Source organism: Egbenema bharatensis FJBBOT/2019 (genome assembly GCF_048077055.1).
GTDB classification, from domain to species: Bacteria; Cyanobacteriota; Cyanobacteriia; order Elainellales; family Elainellaceae; genus Egbenema; species Egbenema bharatensis.
Window position 1 is genome coordinate 7,444,830 of record NZ_CP182236.1, and the last position, 16,711, is coordinate 7,461,540.

Annotated in this window: 10 protein-coding genes and 2 pseudogenes; 3 read left to right on the forward strand and 9 right to left on the reverse strand. The window is 48.9% G+C overall.

Annotation, left to right across the window (positions count from 1 at the left end):
* Nucleotides 1-2 precede the first annotated feature (2 nt).
* The 3 genes and pseudogenes from ACM1PF_RS34565 to ACM1PF_RS34575 all read left to right on the forward strand — a co-directional run.
* Nucleotides 3-3,154 (forward strand): annotated as a pseudogene (locus ACM1PF_RS34565) (efflux RND transporter permease subunit).
* Nucleotides 3,120-3,752: a hypothetical protein gene (locus tag ACM1PF_RS34570; RefSeq protein WP_416671167.1), complete on the forward strand. Its 633-nt coding sequence runs from the start codon at nt 3,120-3,122 to the stop codon at nt 3,750-3,752. The pseudogene ACM1PF_RS34565 and the gene ACM1PF_RS34570 overlap by 35 nt, the downstream one beginning before the upstream one ends.
* Nucleotides 3,753-4,044: 292 nt before the next feature.
* A pseudogene (locus ACM1PF_RS34575) lies at nt 4,045-4,140 on the forward strand (WD40 repeat domain-containing protein); the annotation flags it as partial.
* Between the two features lie 95 nt (nt 4,141-4,235).
* Here ACM1PF_RS34575 and ACM1PF_RS34580 read toward each other — a convergent pair.
* The 9 genes from ACM1PF_RS34580 to ACM1PF_RS34620 form a co-directional block, all read right to left on the reverse strand.
* Nucleotides 4,236-5,624, reverse strand: a complete 1,389-nt coding sequence (locus ACM1PF_RS34580) for a peroxidase family protein (RefSeq protein WP_416671169.1) — start codon at nt 5,622-5,624, stop codon at nt 4,236-4,238.
* Nucleotides 5,625-5,847: 223 nt separating this feature from the next.
* Nucleotides 5,848-6,042 (reverse strand): DUF4278 domain-containing protein, encoded by a 195-nt coding sequence (locus tag ACM1PF_RS34585; RefSeq protein WP_416671172.1) that lies wholly within the window; start codon nt 6,040-6,042, stop codon nt 5,848-5,850.
* 306 nt (nt 6,043-6,348) lie between these two features.
* Entirely contained in the window at nt 6,349-7,653 is a 1,305-nt protein-coding gene (locus ACM1PF_RS34590) for a calcium-binding protein (protein ID WP_416671173.1), read from the reverse strand.
* A 579-nt stretch (nt 7,654-8,232) separates the two neighbouring features.
* Nucleotides 8,233-8,658, reverse strand: coding sequence for an ester cyclase (locus ACM1PF_RS34595; protein WP_416671176.1), 426 nt, complete (start codon nt 8,656-8,658; stop codon nt 8,233-8,235).
* A gap of 135 nt (nt 8,659-8,793) precedes the next feature.
* Nucleotides 8,794-10,167, reverse strand: a complete 1,374-nt coding sequence (locus ACM1PF_RS34600) for an HlyD family type I secretion periplasmic adaptor subunit (RefSeq protein WP_416671179.1) — start codon at nt 10,165-10,167, stop codon at nt 8,794-8,796.
* 83 nt (nt 10,168-10,250) lie between these two features.
* Nucleotides 10,251-12,860: a type I secretion system permease/ATPase gene (locus ACM1PF_RS34605; RefSeq protein ID WP_416671182.1), complete on the reverse strand. Its 2,610-nt coding sequence runs from the start codon at nt 12,858-12,860 to the stop codon at nt 10,251-10,253.
* A 395-nt stretch (nt 12,861-13,255) separates the two neighbouring features.
* Nucleotides 13,256-14,251 (reverse strand): C2 domain-containing protein, encoded by a 996-nt coding sequence (locus tag ACM1PF_RS34610; RefSeq protein ID WP_416671185.1) that lies wholly within the window; start codon nt 14,249-14,251, stop codon nt 13,256-13,258.
* A 314-nt stretch (nt 14,252-14,565) separates the two neighbouring features.
* Nucleotides 14,566-15,327 carry a peptidylprolyl isomerase gene (locus ACM1PF_RS34615; RefSeq protein ID WP_416671187.1) on the reverse strand — a complete coding sequence of 254 codons (762 nt, stop codon included), beginning with the start codon at nt 15,325-15,327 and terminating at the stop codon, nt 14,566-14,568.
* Nucleotides 15,328-15,716: 389 nt separating this feature from the next.
* Nucleotides 15,717-16,697 carry a pre-peptidase C-terminal domain-containing protein gene (locus ACM1PF_RS34620; protein ID WP_416671189.1) on the reverse strand — a complete coding sequence of 327 codons (981 nt, stop codon included), beginning with the start codon at nt 16,695-16,697 and terminating at the stop codon, nt 15,717-15,719.
* Nucleotides 16,698-16,711 lie beyond the last annotated feature (14 nt).

Here is a 16,711-nt window from a genome sequence, read left to right on the forward strand (position 1 = left end):
CCATGCTGAATGCAATTCTTAAATGGTCGATCGCGAATCGATGGATCGTCGTTATTGCTGCTGTGTTAATTACCCTATTGGGGATTCGCACAATCAGCCAAATGCCTTTAGATGTGTTTCCCAGCTTTGCACCGCCCCAGGTGGAAATTCAGACCGAAGCCCCCGGACTTGCGCCGGAAGAAGTGGAATCATTGGTGACATTGCCCATCGAAAGTGCAGTGAATGGGACTCCGGGGGTCACGGCGGTGCGATCGACCTCGGTAGCCGGAGCCTCAGCCGTGCGCGTTGTGTTTGGCTGGGATACCGATGTATATCAAGCACGACAGCTCATCACCGAACGAATTCAGCAAGCCCAAGGGCGCTTACCCGAAGGTGTAGAACCCCCACAACTTGCTCCACTCAATTCGCCGCTAGGCATCATTTTGGAGTATGCGTTTACGGCTGAGAATACTTCCTTAATGGAAGTGCGGCGCTTGGTCGATCGCCAAGTCACCAATCGACTGCTGGCAGTGCCAGGAGTAACGCAAATCACGGTTTTTGGGGGTGAGGAACGACAGTATCAAGTTCTGATTCAGCCAGAAAAGCTGAGTGCTTTTAACGTCACCTTGGATGAAGTGACTGCGGCAGCGGCAAGGGCAAATACCAATGGAGCGGGTGGATTTTTGATTGATGCAGATCAGGAAGTTCTGATTCGAGGGATTGGCAGAATTGAAACGATCGCAGATTTACAGCAATCGGTCGTTGCAACTCGCAATGGCACTCCAATTTTGCTACAGGATGTGGCACAGGTGACGCTGGGCGCAGCACTGCAACGAGGAAACGGTAGCCTGAATGGCGAACCTGCCCTGGTAATGCTCATCAACAAACAACCCCTGGCAGATACGCTTACCGTCACTCAGGCAGTGGAAGATGCGATCGACGAAGTGGGTCCTAGCTTGCCAGAAGACGTAGCAATTCACCGAACTTTCCGTCAAGCTGATTTCATTGAGGCATCAATTCATAATGTGCGCGATTCTCTACGGGACGGCATCATTATTGTTTCAGTGATTTTGCTGCTGTTTTTGATGAACTGGCGCACAGCAGTGATTACCCTCAGTGCCATTCCCATGTCGCTTTTGATTTGCCTGATTTTACTAAACTGGTTTGGCTTGAGCGTCAACACTATGACCCTGGGTGGATTGGCAGTGGCGATCGGCTCGGTAGTGGACGATTCGATCGTCGATATGGAAAACTGCTATCGCGGATTGCGGCGTAATCAACAGTTGGGCAATCCTAAGCATCCGTTTCAAGTGGTTTATGACACTTCAGTGGAAGTGCGAACCAGTGTGTTGTTTTCCACGGTCATTATTGCTGTGATCTTTGCGCCGATCTTTTCCCTGACTGGGGTAGAAGGTCGCATCTTTGCGCCAATGGGTATTGCCTATCTTGTGGCAATTTTTGCTTCCACCCTGGTTGCATTGACTCTCTCGCCCGCCCTCTGCGCCTTTTTGCTTGCCCATAGCCGCCTGCCAGATGACGAAACCTGGGTATCTCGTTGGAGCCAAAAGTTATACCATCCTGGCTTGTTGTTGGCTTTAAACCGTCCACGTCTGATTTTATTGGCAGCGGTCGCAGCTTTGGTCGCTTCGCTGGTGGTGTTGCCCTCGCTAGGGCGGGTTTTCTTACCTGAGTTTCAGGAACGATCGCTCGTTGTGTCAATGAACCTGTTCCCTGGCAGTTCTCTTGCTGCCACCGATCGCGCTGGGCTAGCAATCCAAGAAGCATTTCGAGACAACCCACGCTTTGAAACCATTCAGATGCGATCGGGGCGTTCCCCTGGTGATCCCCATGTCGTGGGGTCAAACTTTGCAGAGTTGGATATTGAACTGAGTGATGAGGGCATGAACGATCGGGAAGCGACCCTTGATGCTCTGCGGGATGAGTTTGCCAAACTCCCTGGTGTTCCTGCCAACGTGGGTGGATTCATTTCTCATCGCATGGATGAGGTGTTGTCAGGGGTGCGGAGTGCGATCGCTGTCAAAATTTTTGGTTCTGATCTCAACGAACTGCGCCGATTAGGGACTCAAGTCAGCGAAATTATGGGCACAGTGGATGGGGTGGTGGATCTGCAATTAGCTCCCCAATTGCCGATTCGTCAGCTTCAAATCCAGTTCGATCGCGCTGCTGCCGCTCGCTATGGGCTAACAATGGCACATTTATCAGAAACAGTAGAAACTGCATTGAACGGGCGAGTTGTCTCCCAAGTTTTAGAAGAACAGCAATTGTTTGATCTGGTTGTTTGGTTTGAGGAGAGTGCCCGTCAAGACCTCAACACTATCCGCAACTTGTTGATTGATACTCCTGGTGGTCAGAAAATTCCCCTGGTGCAACTGGCACAGGTAGACTACGGTACGGGCCTAATTCCATTAGCCGTGAGAATGTGTCTCGGTTGATTGTGGTGTCTTCCAATGTTGCCGATCGCGATTTAGGCTCGGTAGTTGCAGACATTCAAACCAAAGTCCGAGAGCAGGTGCAGTTTCCTCCGGGATACTTCATTCAGTACGGTGGACAGTTTGAATCAGAGCAACGAGCAACCCAAAACCTCCTGGTTTTCGGGGCTTTGGCGATCGCCATCATTGCGGTATTGATGTACTTCACCGTCCAATCTTTTCCCGCAACTGTGATGATTATGCTCAACCTGCCCTTGGCGATCGTAGGTGGCATTTTTTCGGTGGCGATTGGCGGCGGCATTCTGTCGGTAGCTTCCCTGGTTGGGTTTATTACTTTGTTTGGGGTGGCAGTGCGAAATGGATTACTACTCGTAGACAACTACAACGCCAAACTTGCCTTAGGAATGCCGTTAAACAAAGTGATTTTTCTGGGATCTAGTGAGCGACTCACTGCAATTTTGATGACTGCCTTTACCTCTGCCCTGGGAATGTTGCCCCTGGTGATCAGTAGTGGTCCAGGTCGGGAAATTTTGCAACCTCTAGCGATCGTGGTTCTGGGCGGATTATTTACTTCAACTGCATTAACCTTGCTGGTATTGCCTGCCCTGTATGCCCAATTCGGACGATGGTTGGTGCCCAAAGCTGAGGCAATTGATATTCATCACCCAACTGAGCCTGAGCCATTGGCAAATGAATATCAACCAAAATCGATCGAGCGTGTCTAAATATAATGTCGTTGTGTTTTGCTTGAGGTATATTATGCGTTCATCTTCTGAGTCATTTTCCATGTTCAACCAATCATCTCTTTTCTGCAAACTGGTGTTGTTTAAACTGGCGTTGTTTTCAACAGTGATCAGCCTTACCGCTTGTGCAAACAACTCGCCGCCTCAAAATTCCACAGATGTGGATTCTGCAACAGCATCCGAAACAGCAGTCAATTCTCCGGCAGAACCAAACGCATCCACTACCTCTGCTGAAGCATCTGTGTCTACAACAGATCATTCCGCACCTGCACAGGGAGGGCAGGTTGTGGAAACGGGCAAATATCACATGGAATTTGTTCCCTTAACTGAGGCAGACGGGGTTCACCTTGACTTTTATTTGCAAACCGGAGATGACCATACCGCGATCGCTGATGCTGACGTAACCGCGCAGGTGCAGCTTCCAGATGGCACTCAACAAGAACTCCCGATGGAATATGATGCAGCAGGAGAACATTACTTTGCTTTCCTCCCTAGCCAAGCTACAGGAGAATACAGGGTTGTTGTACTCACTGATATCAATGGCGAAAAAGCAAATGGCAGATTTGCTTTCACCAAATAGGCACTGCTAAGATTTTGCGTCAAGCATCTTTATCGATTCTGCAATCAATTGTGGCGCAAGCGTTTCCCCCTCCATTCATGACTCCTGCGAAGGGAAGAGCAGGATAGCTTCCCTCGCATAGGGTAGTTGTGACAGTAGAAGCAGATTTTCTACTGTGAATTGTTTAAGAAATAGACATAACGGCTAATTGGGCTTGGGCTGTCTGCCTTAGTCCCTCAACCACTCGCAATCTGCTGGCAAGTGGGAGTACCACTGTACCGCGAAACTGTAGGATGTACCGTCTGGACAGCTATTGAATATGTTGAATAGTCACACAAGTTGGACATGGGCAGTTAGTTTCAATCCAGATGGCACTCAACTGGTCAGCAGCCGTACCGATCGCATGGTGAAGCGATGGAATGTACTATCAGGAAAGGGGTTCATGCCAAATAGGGGCAATTCATCATCACCCCTACCATTCAGGCTTAAAGATAGGCAGACTCGCTACGCCACCCCAGCAAACTTCAGCAGGTCAGTCATTGTGAAATCACCATCCGTTCCCAGCGTTGGTTTCCAGGTCGGTTCCTGCGCCAAGAATGACAGATTGTCGGCTTCCAACAGTCCAATGAAAACTTCCGCCACGATGCGACCGCCCACCGGGCCAAGGGTTTGACCATTGCCCAACTTATCTGCTTCCCGGAGCACATAGAACCAGAGGGGCGTACTGTTCTCCAGACCTGCGCCAACGGCTGCTACATCCGCCAGATCAGTCTCAGTCAGAGCGGCAATCCCCATTTTGCGAGCGACTGCCTGCCCCGACGGCAACCCAAAGGTCAGATGACGCAGCAGGTTACGCTGGGCCAGGGAAGCTGGGTTAGAGGGCATATTGGGCGGAATAAACGGCAGTTGGAACAGGGGGCGAGAGATGGTGGTATCAATCCGCTGACTGTTTTGAGGCGTAATGGACTCATCCAGTTCAAAGAAACGTCGCCAGTCAATTACTTTACGGGTTTCTAATCGTTTGCCACTGGATAAATCATCGCCACTACTACCGGGAGGCACAAAGATCGCTGCCCTAAAGGAGTCGTTCATAATGTAGCCGCCGCGTACCTGACTGTGACCAAAACGGTAAGCCGCGACCGAAAACTCTACGGGAATATAAGGTTCGCGCCGCCAGTGCCAGTGATAGAACCGTCGGCCTCGGTGCAGTATTCGATCGACCATCTCTTGACCCACCAGCAGGGGCAGAAATTCGTGCAGCACAATCCACTGGTAGTGCCAGCGCACCAGCTTTTGAGCTTGATCAAATAATTGACCCGGATTAGTGCCTCCTGCCTTCAACTTGTCGATGACTGCATTGTGGAACTTGATAAAAGCTAGATGGAGCTGCGATACGATAATGTTTTCGTCGTTGCGGGGGTCGCCCAGGAGCGCAATTTCCTGACTGTTGCGGGGTAAATCGTGGGGAGCATCCGCATCGATTAATAACTTGCCGCGGTTTTCCGGGCTACTGTCATATAAAAAGGGAGTTGCTGCTGGGCCGGCACCATAAACACTGTCTAACTCAAAGGCAGGTGTACGAAAGTTTTCGATCGCCTCTGGATCTGTTTGTCGTTCCAGGCTGGAGGTTGGATCAAAGGTCAGATCGTGATCAATGAACTGTCCCAGAAACGTAAATCCGGCGGGAATGGTCGGGTTATCGGGATTATTACCAGCGCCAGGATCCATCACCCCTTCACTCCGACCCAACTCCATCAGAGCATTGCGAACGGCGGGAGTATCCTGGGCAAAGGGACGCACACAATGAAACATTCTGCCAAATCGCCCTCGTGCCGGAATCCGCACCTGGGGAGGAAGTTTATCTCTCAGATAAAATTGACCGTGGCGTGTCATATCGGTACCTCATAGAAAACTCAATGTAGATGCCCCTATCATGGCAACCAGGAGAAGGGAAGCGAATGACCCGCGCGGGTACTTTTTGCTGAGATTTTTCTACGCTCCATCGGTTTGGAATTGGGTAATGGCGATAAACTTTCCAATCTGCGGTTGACGATCGCCGTGTTCCTAAAATACTCCTGACTGTTTCCTAAGATATTCCTTGTGCTTTGTATTACAGCTAACGTGCATAGGAAGTACCCATGAAATTCAGCTTCATTCGCAGGAATGTTTGTTGCGGACGACGGAAGGAGTGAATGGGGAATCGCAAGCCTCGATAGGTGCCGATCGCCTCAATGTAGTTAGATTCACCATAGGTGGATTGGGCATAAGCTGGATCGACGTGGTAGGTTGCTCCGCGATATCTGAGTTGCATAGTAGAAATCTCCTAAGTGAGATGAAGGGTTTTAGAGGATTATTGATGGAGGTTAAAAATTAAATTGGGTCATTGCGATCGGTCGAGCGTTCTCTGGCAAGAAAGATGCCTGCGCTACGGATTACCCGGTTATTTGCTGAACTTCCATACAGGGGTTAAAGGGCTTCTCTATAGAGGAATTCTGAACAAACTCTAAATCCAGGAAATTAATTTGTGTAGAGTAGACGATCGCCCCATTGATTGAGGCGATCGACTTGTTTAATAGAACCTGCTTGAGCCTGGTTACATCATCCTAATTGCAGTTGGTTATGCACCAGGAACAAATTGGAAGTCTTGCGTCAAGGTGACAGTTGTGTTGTCTGCTACGACTCCAACCAACATATTGGTTGGTTTGTGGAAGATAGCTATATCATTCAGCGAACCTCTCACACCTGCCGTATCAGCTAACCTCAGTAGATAGTCACTCGCTTGTCCTTGAACGGAAATCTTATCGCCTTGGGCGCGGCTAAAGTCTTCAATGACGGCGTATCCCTGATTATTTCGGTAGAAATCCTTGAGGTAGAAGGTGTCTGCCCCTGCACCACCGACCATCGTATCGACTCCACCACCCAAGCCGATAAGATGATCATTGCCATCACCACCCACCATCCGGTCTGACCCGGTGCCACCGATTAGCGTGTCGTTATACTTTCCGCCCAGCAAGGTGTCATTACCTGCCGCTCCATCCAGGTAGCTACCTGAGGTGGCATAGCCGTTATTCGCTATAAGCGTATTGTCGAAGCGGTTACCTACAGCACCAGTCGTTCCACCATGAAGTTGTACTCTTTCAACAAATTGCAGATCATCGGACATTCGATAAGACTCATTCAGAGGTTGCCCGTTCTCAATCAAAAAGACCATGAGCGTATCGGTTCCTTCATTGGCATATTCAATGATTACTGGTGTGTTGTTGCTATGAATGTGGTAAGTATCATTGCCTGTTCCACCATACAAAGTGGTTCCAGCACCGCCGCTTAGAGTATCGTTGCCTTCACCACCGTAGAACGTAGAGCCACTATCACTACCATATAACCAATCATCACCAGCATCTCCATAAATGGTATCTTTACCACCCCCTCCAACAATCGTGTCATTTCCGCCGCCGCCCCGGAGTTCGTTGTCCCATCTGTTTCCCTCAATTCTGTTGGCTTGATTATTCCCAATTCCAACAATCCCAACCCCTTTAGTTGCATCATTCATCAGGGTCAAGTTTTCAACAAAATTAGGTAAAACGTATCGTCGAGCATGGGATTGTACCCAGTCAGTCCCCTCGCCATCGCGCTCAATGATTTGATCTTGTTCACTATCGACAACATAAGTATCATTTCCTTTGCCGCCAATCATGCGGTCATTACCAGTTCCCCCATCCAGGGAATCATCTCCATCTAGTCCTACCAATGTGTCGTTGCCAGAGCCGCCGAGTAAGGTGTCGTTTTTTCCTCCCCCCGTTAGGCTGTCATTTCCAGCACCGCCATCAATGTGCCAGCTATCCCACCATTTGATGGGCCAAATTCCTGATTGTTCTGCTGTGATTGTGTCGTTGCCAGAGCCGCCACTTCTTCTCGTAACCATTGAAGTTTCTCCTTTAATTTCTTGTTTGAGTTGGGTGCAGTATTTTTTGTACTTGCGTTAGCGTTGGTGTATGCAGAGAAGTTATAGAAGATTAACCGAGTGCCTCAATCAGTATCGATTGCCTTCAGTAAGTTCGCTTTACATCCGTAGATTGAGTGTAATGGCGGTTAACTTTATCGGTCTAATACATACTTAATTGAATCAACAGTCGATTAGAAAACTCGTTCATCAACTGATTTCGTTTGTTTTCCGCTGATTGGTTGTCTTCCATGTTTATAAGATACAAAGTCTACTCAGGTTTGTCTTTACAGGAAAGTATGGAGTGGAGTATGCAGTGAAATATCAGAAAAGTATGGTGAGATTTACCTAAAGTATGGTGATTTAACTGGTAGCGCAGGCATCTTGCCTGCAACGGAGACTGAATTGAAAGCAAAAAAAACACCTACAAGTGAATCTTTAATCTTACAGAAAAACGAATTCCACAGAAAAACGATCGCCCAACCCTGTAAGCGATCGTCTATGTGCTGTTTGTTTTATGGGTGCCTGGTGGTGGGGACTCGCTGGTGGTGGGCAATGCCCCTACAGGGCAGGAATTACGCCGAGCTGCTGGAGTAGTCCCAGGGCATCCTCTTCGGTTCGTCCTTCCACAATTTTGCCGTCGCTCAGACGGTACATTTCAACGCCTGTGTAGGAGATGGCTCGTCCGGTGGGGGGTAAGTTAAGCAGGTGAATAAGCCCCTGATGGGTTCCTTTTGCAGCCCAGCAGATTACGACTTTGTCTGCTTCCGCGATCATCTCTGTAATCGTTAGTTGTAAATCAGGGAAACCAGCGTGAACATCTGTAATGAATGATTTGAAGCCTTCTCGATCGAGGGGTTGAGGAAAAATCGTGTAATGGATTTTGAAATCAGGACTGGTCAATTCATCGACAATCGCCAGATTGCCCTTACTCCAGGTTTCCTCAAAAAATAGCCGTGCGATTTCCTTGTTTCCTAGCATTAACATAAGAAGGTTGCCTGATGACTAATTGGTGGACTGGGCGGGCAAGATGCCCACCCCACAAGAGTTGTTTGCTGGTTCTGCTTGGTGGACTGGGCGGGCAAGATGCCCACCCCACAAGATGCCCAGCCTACAAGAAGGTTAGCGAACTGAGAAGGCTTCACTGAGTTGTTTGGCGATCGGTTCCAGGATGAAGGAAAGTACCGATCGTTGGCGAATTACGATTTCCCCTGTGGCGGTCATGCCAGGTAGCAGACGGGTTTCAGTTTGTCCTACTGTGCGAATCGTTTGTTGATTCAGCTTGACTTTAACCGGGAATACCAAGCCGAGGGATTCATCCATGACGGCATCGGCACTGATGCTGACGACTTCACCATCTACAGTGCCAAACTCCTGGAATGGGAACGTGGCAATTTTCACTTTAACGCGCATTCCAGGCTCCACAAAGCCAATATCTCGATTCAGAATTCTTGCTTCTAAAATCATCTCTTCTCCTTCGGGCAACAACGAGAGGAGTTCTTCCCCTGATTGAACGGGCCCTACGGAGGCTTGCAGGTTGTAGATAGTGCCGCTAATGGGAGCTTGCAGGACATCCAGAGTTAATTGCTGACGGGCTGCTGCAATTTGTCCTTCTAAGGAAGCTAAATCCTGATGACGTTGATTTAAAGAGGCTAATACTTCACTTTGTCGTTCAGATCCTAATCGTTCAGCCATGTTTAGCGTAGCCTGATAGGACTGTTCAGACTGTTGAATAATTTGAGCCTGGGCTTCAATTTCCCGTTCTAGTGAATTGACATTATTTTGTGCGGTGGTTAATTCATCCTGTATGCTCAAATAGGCGAATTGTGAAATGGCTCCATTTTCAGAAGAGGCTAATTCCCGCATTCTCGATTCTCGCTCGATCGCATTCCTGTGGATTAAACGCGCACTTACTAAGTTATCCTGTAAGCGGGCTAACTGAACTCTTGTTTCGTTGATCACAGCCCGTTGACGATTGGCTTCTGCGATCGCCCCTGCTTGCCGAGACTCAAAATCGCGTAGTCGAGCTGCCAAAAACTGATCTTGCAAAAAGACTCCGGTGCTATTGGTTCCAGTCCGTTCTGCTTCCAGTCGGGCAATATCTTCTCGAATCAGTTGAGCCGATTGTTCTAACCGATCGATTTCTGCCTGAGTAATGCTGGAATCTTTTTCCACCAGGACATCGCCTGCCTGTACCCGATCGCCATCTTTGACGTAAATTGACAGGATATTACCATTACCAATCGATCGAACCGGGCGCATTTGTTCCGATGGAGTCAATTTGCCGGAAGCCACTGCCACCTCGTCAACTTTACTAAAGTAGGCCCAGGCTAAGGTTCCGACTAATAAAGTACTAATACCAATGCCCAGAATCCGGGTATAGAAGGGCGGCAACTCTTTAACAGATTTACCTAACTCATAGGAAAGAAATTCTTGTTCTGTGACTAAATGCTGCCGAGTGTGACGAGCGTAGGGTGCGATGGGAGCTTGTTGCATAGTAACCTCTGTGTTTGGGAGTGAGGAGTGAGGAGTGAGGAGTGAGAGAAGTAGGGTGGGCAATGCCCACCATTCACCAACCTTTAACCGATCGTTTGTTGCCGTTGGTAGAGTGACCAGTACAATCCTTGCTGTTCCATTAAAGTGGCATGATCGCCCTGTTCAACCAGTACGCCTTTATCTAAAACCAGGATCAAATCGGCTCGTTTTAGCGGTTCAAAGCGGTGGGTAATCATGAAAACGGTGCGATCGGTTGCGGTGCGTTGGAGATTCGTTAATACGGTCTGCTCAGTTTCGCTATCTAATGCGCTGGTTGCTTCATCCAGAATCATGATCGGAGCCTGGGAGAGGAAGAATCGTGCTAACGCGATGCGCTGTCGTTGTCCGCCAGAGAGAGAGGTTCCCCGTTCTCCGACGTTGGTTTCGTAGCCTTGCGGCAGGTCAGTAATAAAGTTGTGGGCGGCAGCATTTTGGGCGGCGGTGATCACTGCTTCAGCCGTAATATCGGGATTGCCCAGGGTAATGTTTTCGAGTACTGAGCTGTTGAACAGAAAATCATCCTGCAACACCACTGAAATTTGTTGCCGCAGTGAACTTAAATCGGCTCCTTTCACCTCAAATCCATCGACTAAAATCCGTCCTGATTCCGGTTGATACAGTCCTTGCAGCAACTTAGACAGGGTGCTTTTACCCGAACCACTGCGACCCACTACGCCCACCAGCATTCCCGGCTTGATGGTGAAGGAAACGCCGCGCAGGATGGGTTCCTGTGCTTCACGATAGCGGAAGAATACTTTCTCAAAACTGACTTCACCCTTGAGGGAGGGCAGGACTAAGCCCGTGCCGGGTTCTGCTTCCGGTGCGACGTTGAGAATATCACCGAGGCGATCGACCGACAGCAGAACTTGCTGAAAACTTTGCCAGAGTTGCACCAGGCGTAGAATCGGACTGGTGACGCGGCTGGATAACATTTGGAACGCAACTAATTGACCGACGGTTAAATCACCCTTAATTGCCAGATGGGCACCGACTCCCAGAATTAGCAGGTAGGACAGACTGGTTAAAAAGTCGCCTAAGTGACTACTGATATTGGAGATGGTTGAAGCGCGGAAGTCGGTGCGAACATAGCGGGCAAACAACCCTTCCCAGCGTTCACGGGTGGCGGGTTCCATCGTGTGGGCTTTGACGGCATGAATGCCTGTAATGGTTTCCACCAGAAATGATTGACTATCGGCATTCCGGTTAAAAGACTCATCCAGCCAGCGGCGCAAAACAGGTGTGGAGGTCAAAATCAATAGGGTGAACAGTGGAATCACGGCCAGAGCCACCCCCGTTAAGGTGACGTTGTAGTAGAGCATCAAAACCAGATACACCACCACAAAAATAGAGTCCAACACGACGGTTAAGGCAGTCCCCGTCAGAAATTGCCGAATGTTTTCCATCTCCTGCACTCTGGCTACCGTATCCCCAACTCGACGCGCCTCAAAGTAGGCGAGGGGTAAGTGCATCAAATGGCGGAACACCTGGGCAGATAGGCTGAGATCGAGCCGTCGGGCGGTATGGGTGAAGGTGAACAGGCGCAGGATACCCAACAGAGCCTCAAAGACAGCAATGCTGAATAGGGCAATCAGCATTACATTCAGGGTGGAAACGCTGCCCTGTACCATCGCCTTATCAATAATCACCTGGGTTAATACCGGAGTTCCTAATCCAAACAGTTGCAGGGTGAGGGAGGCGATCAGGACTTCGCCCAGCAATCGACGGTAGCGCAAAATGGCGGGGAGAAACCAGGAGAGGTTGAAGGTTTCCTGCTTCTGCATTGGCTCCACCTGCCAGAGCTGATGGTTCCAGGCGGCTTCAAAGTTGGCTTTGGGAATTCGCTGACAGGATTGCTGCGGGTCAAGGGGATGGGCAATGATCACCGTGTTTCCCTTGATGGCATACACCACGACCCAATGTTGTTCGTTCCAGTGCATCAAGGCTGGAAGATTGACCTGATGCAGATCTGCCCAGGCGACGCGGATCGATCGCATCTGTAAGCCCAATTTTTCTGCGGCTTCTGTGACGTGCTTGGGGCGTTGCCCGCGTAACTGTCTCTGGACACGCTCCAGGTGAGTGGGCAGGTTCAGGTACTGCATCGCCATCGTCAGGCAAGCTGCCGCTGTATTCAAGCCTCCGACAAAGGGATAGTCTGAAACCGCTTGAGTCACTGTGAGAGCCTGAGTTTGATAAGCCGATCGCACCTTCGTCCAAAACTGCTCCAGTTCCGTTGTCTGAAACGGTTCCCACAGTTCCCCGCTCCAGCAGGCGATGATGACTTCATTACTAGCGGCGATCGCCTTCACCTCGCCCAACAAGCCCAGCACCTCACCAAACCATTCACCTTTCGCCAGGGTTTTCAGAGAGGTTTGCGCTGCTGCTTCTCGTAAACGGACTTTCCCTTTCAAAACGTAGTAGAAGGCATTGGGCTGATTAGCATCCGTTGACCAAATTTTCTCGCCCATTTTGTATCGCACTACCTGCGCCTGATGATTCACAATCACCTGCTGTTGGGCAGTCAGTAGCGCAAAGGGCGGTTGTTCCCAATCAATGTCTTGGATAATCTCTGGAGTGGCGCGATCGAGGGTTGTTGTTGAACCAGTGGATGAGTCGGAGGGGGAAGCGGTTGGGTTGGGCATAATCTTGTGGCTCATGGTTGGGAGATAGGGTTTCGTATAGTCGTGTCTCAGATGGGGAGGTTATCCATGATTGAAGGTAGCGATCGAAGCGTTCTCAGAGCGTTCCGAAACCGTTCTGGGGTCGTTCGGTGATGGCTTGACCTCCACACTTCACACAATACAGAAGCTCTCCAGCCCTGTCTTTACAGGAAAGTATGGAGTGGAGTATGCAGCTCAATTGTGAGAAAAGTCAGAAAAGTATGGTGGGGATTGGCAAAAGTATGGAGAACGGCAACTGAGGTTGGAGCGATCGGTTGGAGCGGTTGGGGATATGCGGAAAAATAACGTACCCGGTGGGGGCGCACAACTGTGCGCCCCTATCCCCACGAACCTATTGGCAATTCAGCGGACGATGCACACTGCAAACGAGCTTAAACGTATCGGGTAGAGATTTTGAAGGTAATCTCATTGCGATTGGAGTCGTTTCCTTCAGTCGTCTTGGATTCTCCCAGGTTGAATGCGGAGATCCGCAAATCATTAGAGGTAACACGACCGGATTGCAAGTCTACTCTGAAGTCCAAACCTCTTCCAGAACCGGAGTTAATATCTGCCTGGTCATCAAAGATCAAGTCCTTGTCCCAAACTTCAAGGGAGATATTGACTGGATTGCCGCCTGTGAGAGGAACGTCTCTAGTAAAACTCCAGTTTGGATTGTGAGAGAAAGCACCTATGGTTCCCAAACCTCCCCACGCAGTTGGCCACTTAATTGGCTGAGTCTGGAATCGCGTTCCACCCATATTGACCTTGGCATACCAGTCAGGCCGCCCACCGTTGTCTAGTTCACCTGTGTCTTTAAGGTTCGTGACATCTAAAACAAGCTGTTTGCGAGACTCCCGTGCGGAAACACCTAAGCTGTAGTTAATTGTGTTGGTTGTGTTCGTGTTAGGACGAAAGACCGCAGCATAGTAGGTTCCGGCTTCCAGTCCGGCTCTTTGAAAATGAGTAGATGCCGTGCCCGGTAAAATGCTTGCTGCACCAACCGATCGACCATCCGCACCCATTAGAGACACAATTACGGTTTCATTAGCTCGTGTATTTGTGTTGGTCAGCGACAAACTCACTGTATTCTTGCTATTGTTAACAGTGAATGCGTACATATCCATCGCATCAAACGAGCTAACTGTACCGGTATAGGAGGCAGAGCCGTTATTGGTAAAGTCGCCAATGTGATTATTCCGTCGAGCTTCTTCAGCGGTGTTGTTGGCTTCCCGTTCTCGTCCGCTAAAGTTATAGGATGTGCTTGTACTTTGAGTGGAACGAATAGAAGTAGATGCTTCTAAAGCAGATCGATTGGCTGCTTGTAGCTGGTTAACATTGGTACTCAAGCGATTAACTGGATTGAGTCGGTTAACTTGAGAATTCGACATTGAAGTTATCCTTTTTGAAGTTTAAGTATGGTTTATATTTGCTGAGTTTTGACGCAACCTGTCCCAGCCTTACTCCAGCGGTGACTGTCCAGAGAACTATGCAATTCAGTTTAGGAGAATGCTTTGGGATGATTGGTCACTAGTATCGATCGTCCACCTAGTCCTTCAGGGAAGATTCTGGCGGACAGTTCCCACCCTACTCAGAGTCTATCCGTAAACTTATGAGAGCTTTTGGCATCCAAGTTCCTGACGGAGTTCTCAGATAGGTGCTTAAAGCAGTTTCTTTGTAGGATAGGGAGTGTCCATCAGAATGACTAGGCTACTCGAAGTTGAACCCGTTTGTCGTGCAGTTTTTGAGCAATCCACTGGTCAAAAATCGTATTGCATAACAGTTGTTGGACTTCCTCATTAGCGAGGGACGCAGGCAAAAACTGTTCTAGACGGAATAAACACCACTTCTGATCGATTTCAATGGGGCCAACAATATCTCCCACCTTTGCCAAATCGATCGCCACTCGCAATGCATCCGGCAATTGACCTCGGCTAATGGTTCCCAGCATACCATTGACGACTCGATCGCCTGATATGGAATACTCTCGCACCAGTTGCTCAAAGCTGGCTGCTTCTTCTATGATCTGAGCTTTCAGTTCTTCAGCCAGTTCCCAGTTTTCTACGACTAAGCGGGATAGCACAACCTGGTCAAGATGGAGTTTTTGATCGATGAAGGTTTCCTGCAACTTGGGTTCCACGATCGTGGGTAGAAACTGGTTCATCTGGAATTGATGGGTGATATTTTGCTCAAAAGCTGTTCTCGTCAGACCTTGCTGTGCCAACCACTGCTGATAGTGTTGATCATCCAGAAGCTGATTTTCCTGACGAAAGTTAGTGATGATTTGCTGGATCTGTTCTGCGCTAACCTTTGCTTGAGGACAGTTTTGTAATTCTTGCTTTAAGACGTGCTGCTGTAAGACTGTGCTAATGAATGAACTGAGTTGACCAGAGGTTTGCAGATAATCAATGATCTGTTCGATCGTGATGGGATGATCGTCAATATAGAGAAAGGTTGGGGTGTTCATCGTATTTCCGAGTTAGGTTTACTACTGAATCAAACTAAGTTGGGATCGAATTGTTCTCAAAGTGTTCCGAAACCGTTCTTCAACTCTTCCGATTTTTGTTCAAATTTCATACTCATACTATACAAAAGCTACCCGTGCTTGTCTTTACAGGAAAGTATGGAGTGCGGTATGCAGCTCAATTGCCAGAAAAGTCAGAAAAGTATGGTGGAGTTTCTCAAAAGTATGGAGAATGGCAATCAAGGTTGAGGCGATCGGTTGTAGCGGTTGGGGACATGCGGAAAAATAACGTAGGGGCGCACTGCTGTGTGCCCCTACTGCTGTGCGCCCCTATTCCCATGAACCTATTAGCAACTCAGCGGGCAATGCAGAGATGCAAACGGCAAATGAGCTTAAACGTATCGGGTAGAGATTTTGAAGGTGATTCGATTGCGATTAGAATCATTGCCTTCAGTGGATTTTGTCTCTCCCAGGTTGAACGAGGAAATCCGCAAATCATTAGAGGTAACACGACCGGATTGCAGATCAACCCTAAATTCCAGGCTTCTTCCAGAACCAGAGTTGATATCTGCCTGGTCATCAAAGAACAAGTCCTCGTCCCAAACTTCAAGGGAGATATTGACTGGACTACCGCCTGTCAGGGGAATATCTCTGGTAAAACTCCAGTTTGGATTGTAGGAAAAGGGTAGATAAACCCCCGTAAACCAGCCCCAATCTGGAGGCCGAGTCTGAAATCGAGTTCCGCCCATGTTGACTTTGGCATACCACTCAGGCGGGGAACCAGAATCCAAACCCACTAGGTCGGTGAGGTTCGTGACATCCAGAACAAGCTGTTTTCGAGACTCTCGTGCGGAAACACCTAAGTTGTAGTTGATGGTGTTGACCGTATTAGAGGCAGCGCGGTAGACCCCAGCATAGTAGGTTCCAGCTTCCAATCCACTAAGCTGAATGCTTTCCGCTTGGGTGCCTGGTTTAGCTGATGCACCGATTTCCTGCCCACGAGAATCATACAGAAATAGGTTTGCATTTGCGTTCATGCCAGACAGTGATAGATTCACTGTGTTTTTGCTGTTTCTAACGGTAAAGGCATACAGGTCTAACGAGTCACTGGAGCTAACTGTGCCGCTGTAGGAAGTAGAAGCATTGTGGGTATAGTCACCAATGTGGTTGTTCTGTAGTGCCTGGGTAAACGTATTGTTCGCTTCCCGCTCTCGACCCGTGTAGTTATAGGATGTACTGGTACTGGTACTGGTGGTTGTGCTGGAACGTGAAGCAGTTGATTGTTCTAGCGCAGATCGATTTGCTGCTTGCAAACTAACATTAGAACTCAGACGATCGACTGGATTGAGGAGATTAGCAGGAGAGTTCGACATAGAAGTAATCCTTC

Bases quoted from the DNA above. Each gene is read 5' to 3' on its own strand.
- ACM1PF_RS34570 (WP_416671167.1), top strand. From the start codon at position 3,120: ATGAATATCAACCAAAATCGATCGAGCGTGTCTAAATATAATGTCGTT.
- ACM1PF_RS34580 (WP_416671169.1), bottom strand. From the start codon at position 5,624: ATGACACGCCACGGTCAATTTTATCTGAGAGATAAACTTCCTCCCCAG.
- ACM1PF_RS34585 (WP_416671172.1), bottom strand. From the start codon at position 6,042: ATGCAACTCAGATATCGCGGAGCAACCTACCACGTCGATCCAGCTTAT.
- ACM1PF_RS34590 (WP_416671173.1), bottom strand. From the start codon at position 7,653: ATGGTTACGAGAAGAAGTGGCGGCTCTGGCAACGACACAATCACAGCA.
- ACM1PF_RS34595 (WP_416671176.1), bottom strand. From the start codon at position 8,658: ATGTTAATGCTAGGAAACAAGGAAATCGCACGGCTATTTTTTGAGGAA.
- ACM1PF_RS34600 (WP_416671179.1), bottom strand. From the start codon at position 10,167: ATGCAACAAGCTCCCATCGCACCCTACGCTCGTCACACTCGGCAGCAT.
- ACM1PF_RS34605 (WP_416671182.1), bottom strand. From the start codon at position 12,860: ATGAGCCACAAGATTATGCCCAACCCAACCGCTTCCCCCTCCGACTCA.
- ACM1PF_RS34610 (WP_416671185.1), bottom strand. From the start codon at position 14,251: ATGTCGAATTCTCAAGTTAACCGACTCAATCCAGTTAATCGCTTGAGT.
- ACM1PF_RS34615 (WP_416671187.1), bottom strand. From the start codon at position 15,327: ATGAACACCCCAACCTTTCTCTATATTGACGATCATCCCATCACGATC.
- ACM1PF_RS34620 (WP_416671189.1), bottom strand. From the start codon at position 16,697: ATGTCGAACTCTCCTGCTAATCTCCTCAATCCAGTCGATCGTCTGAGT.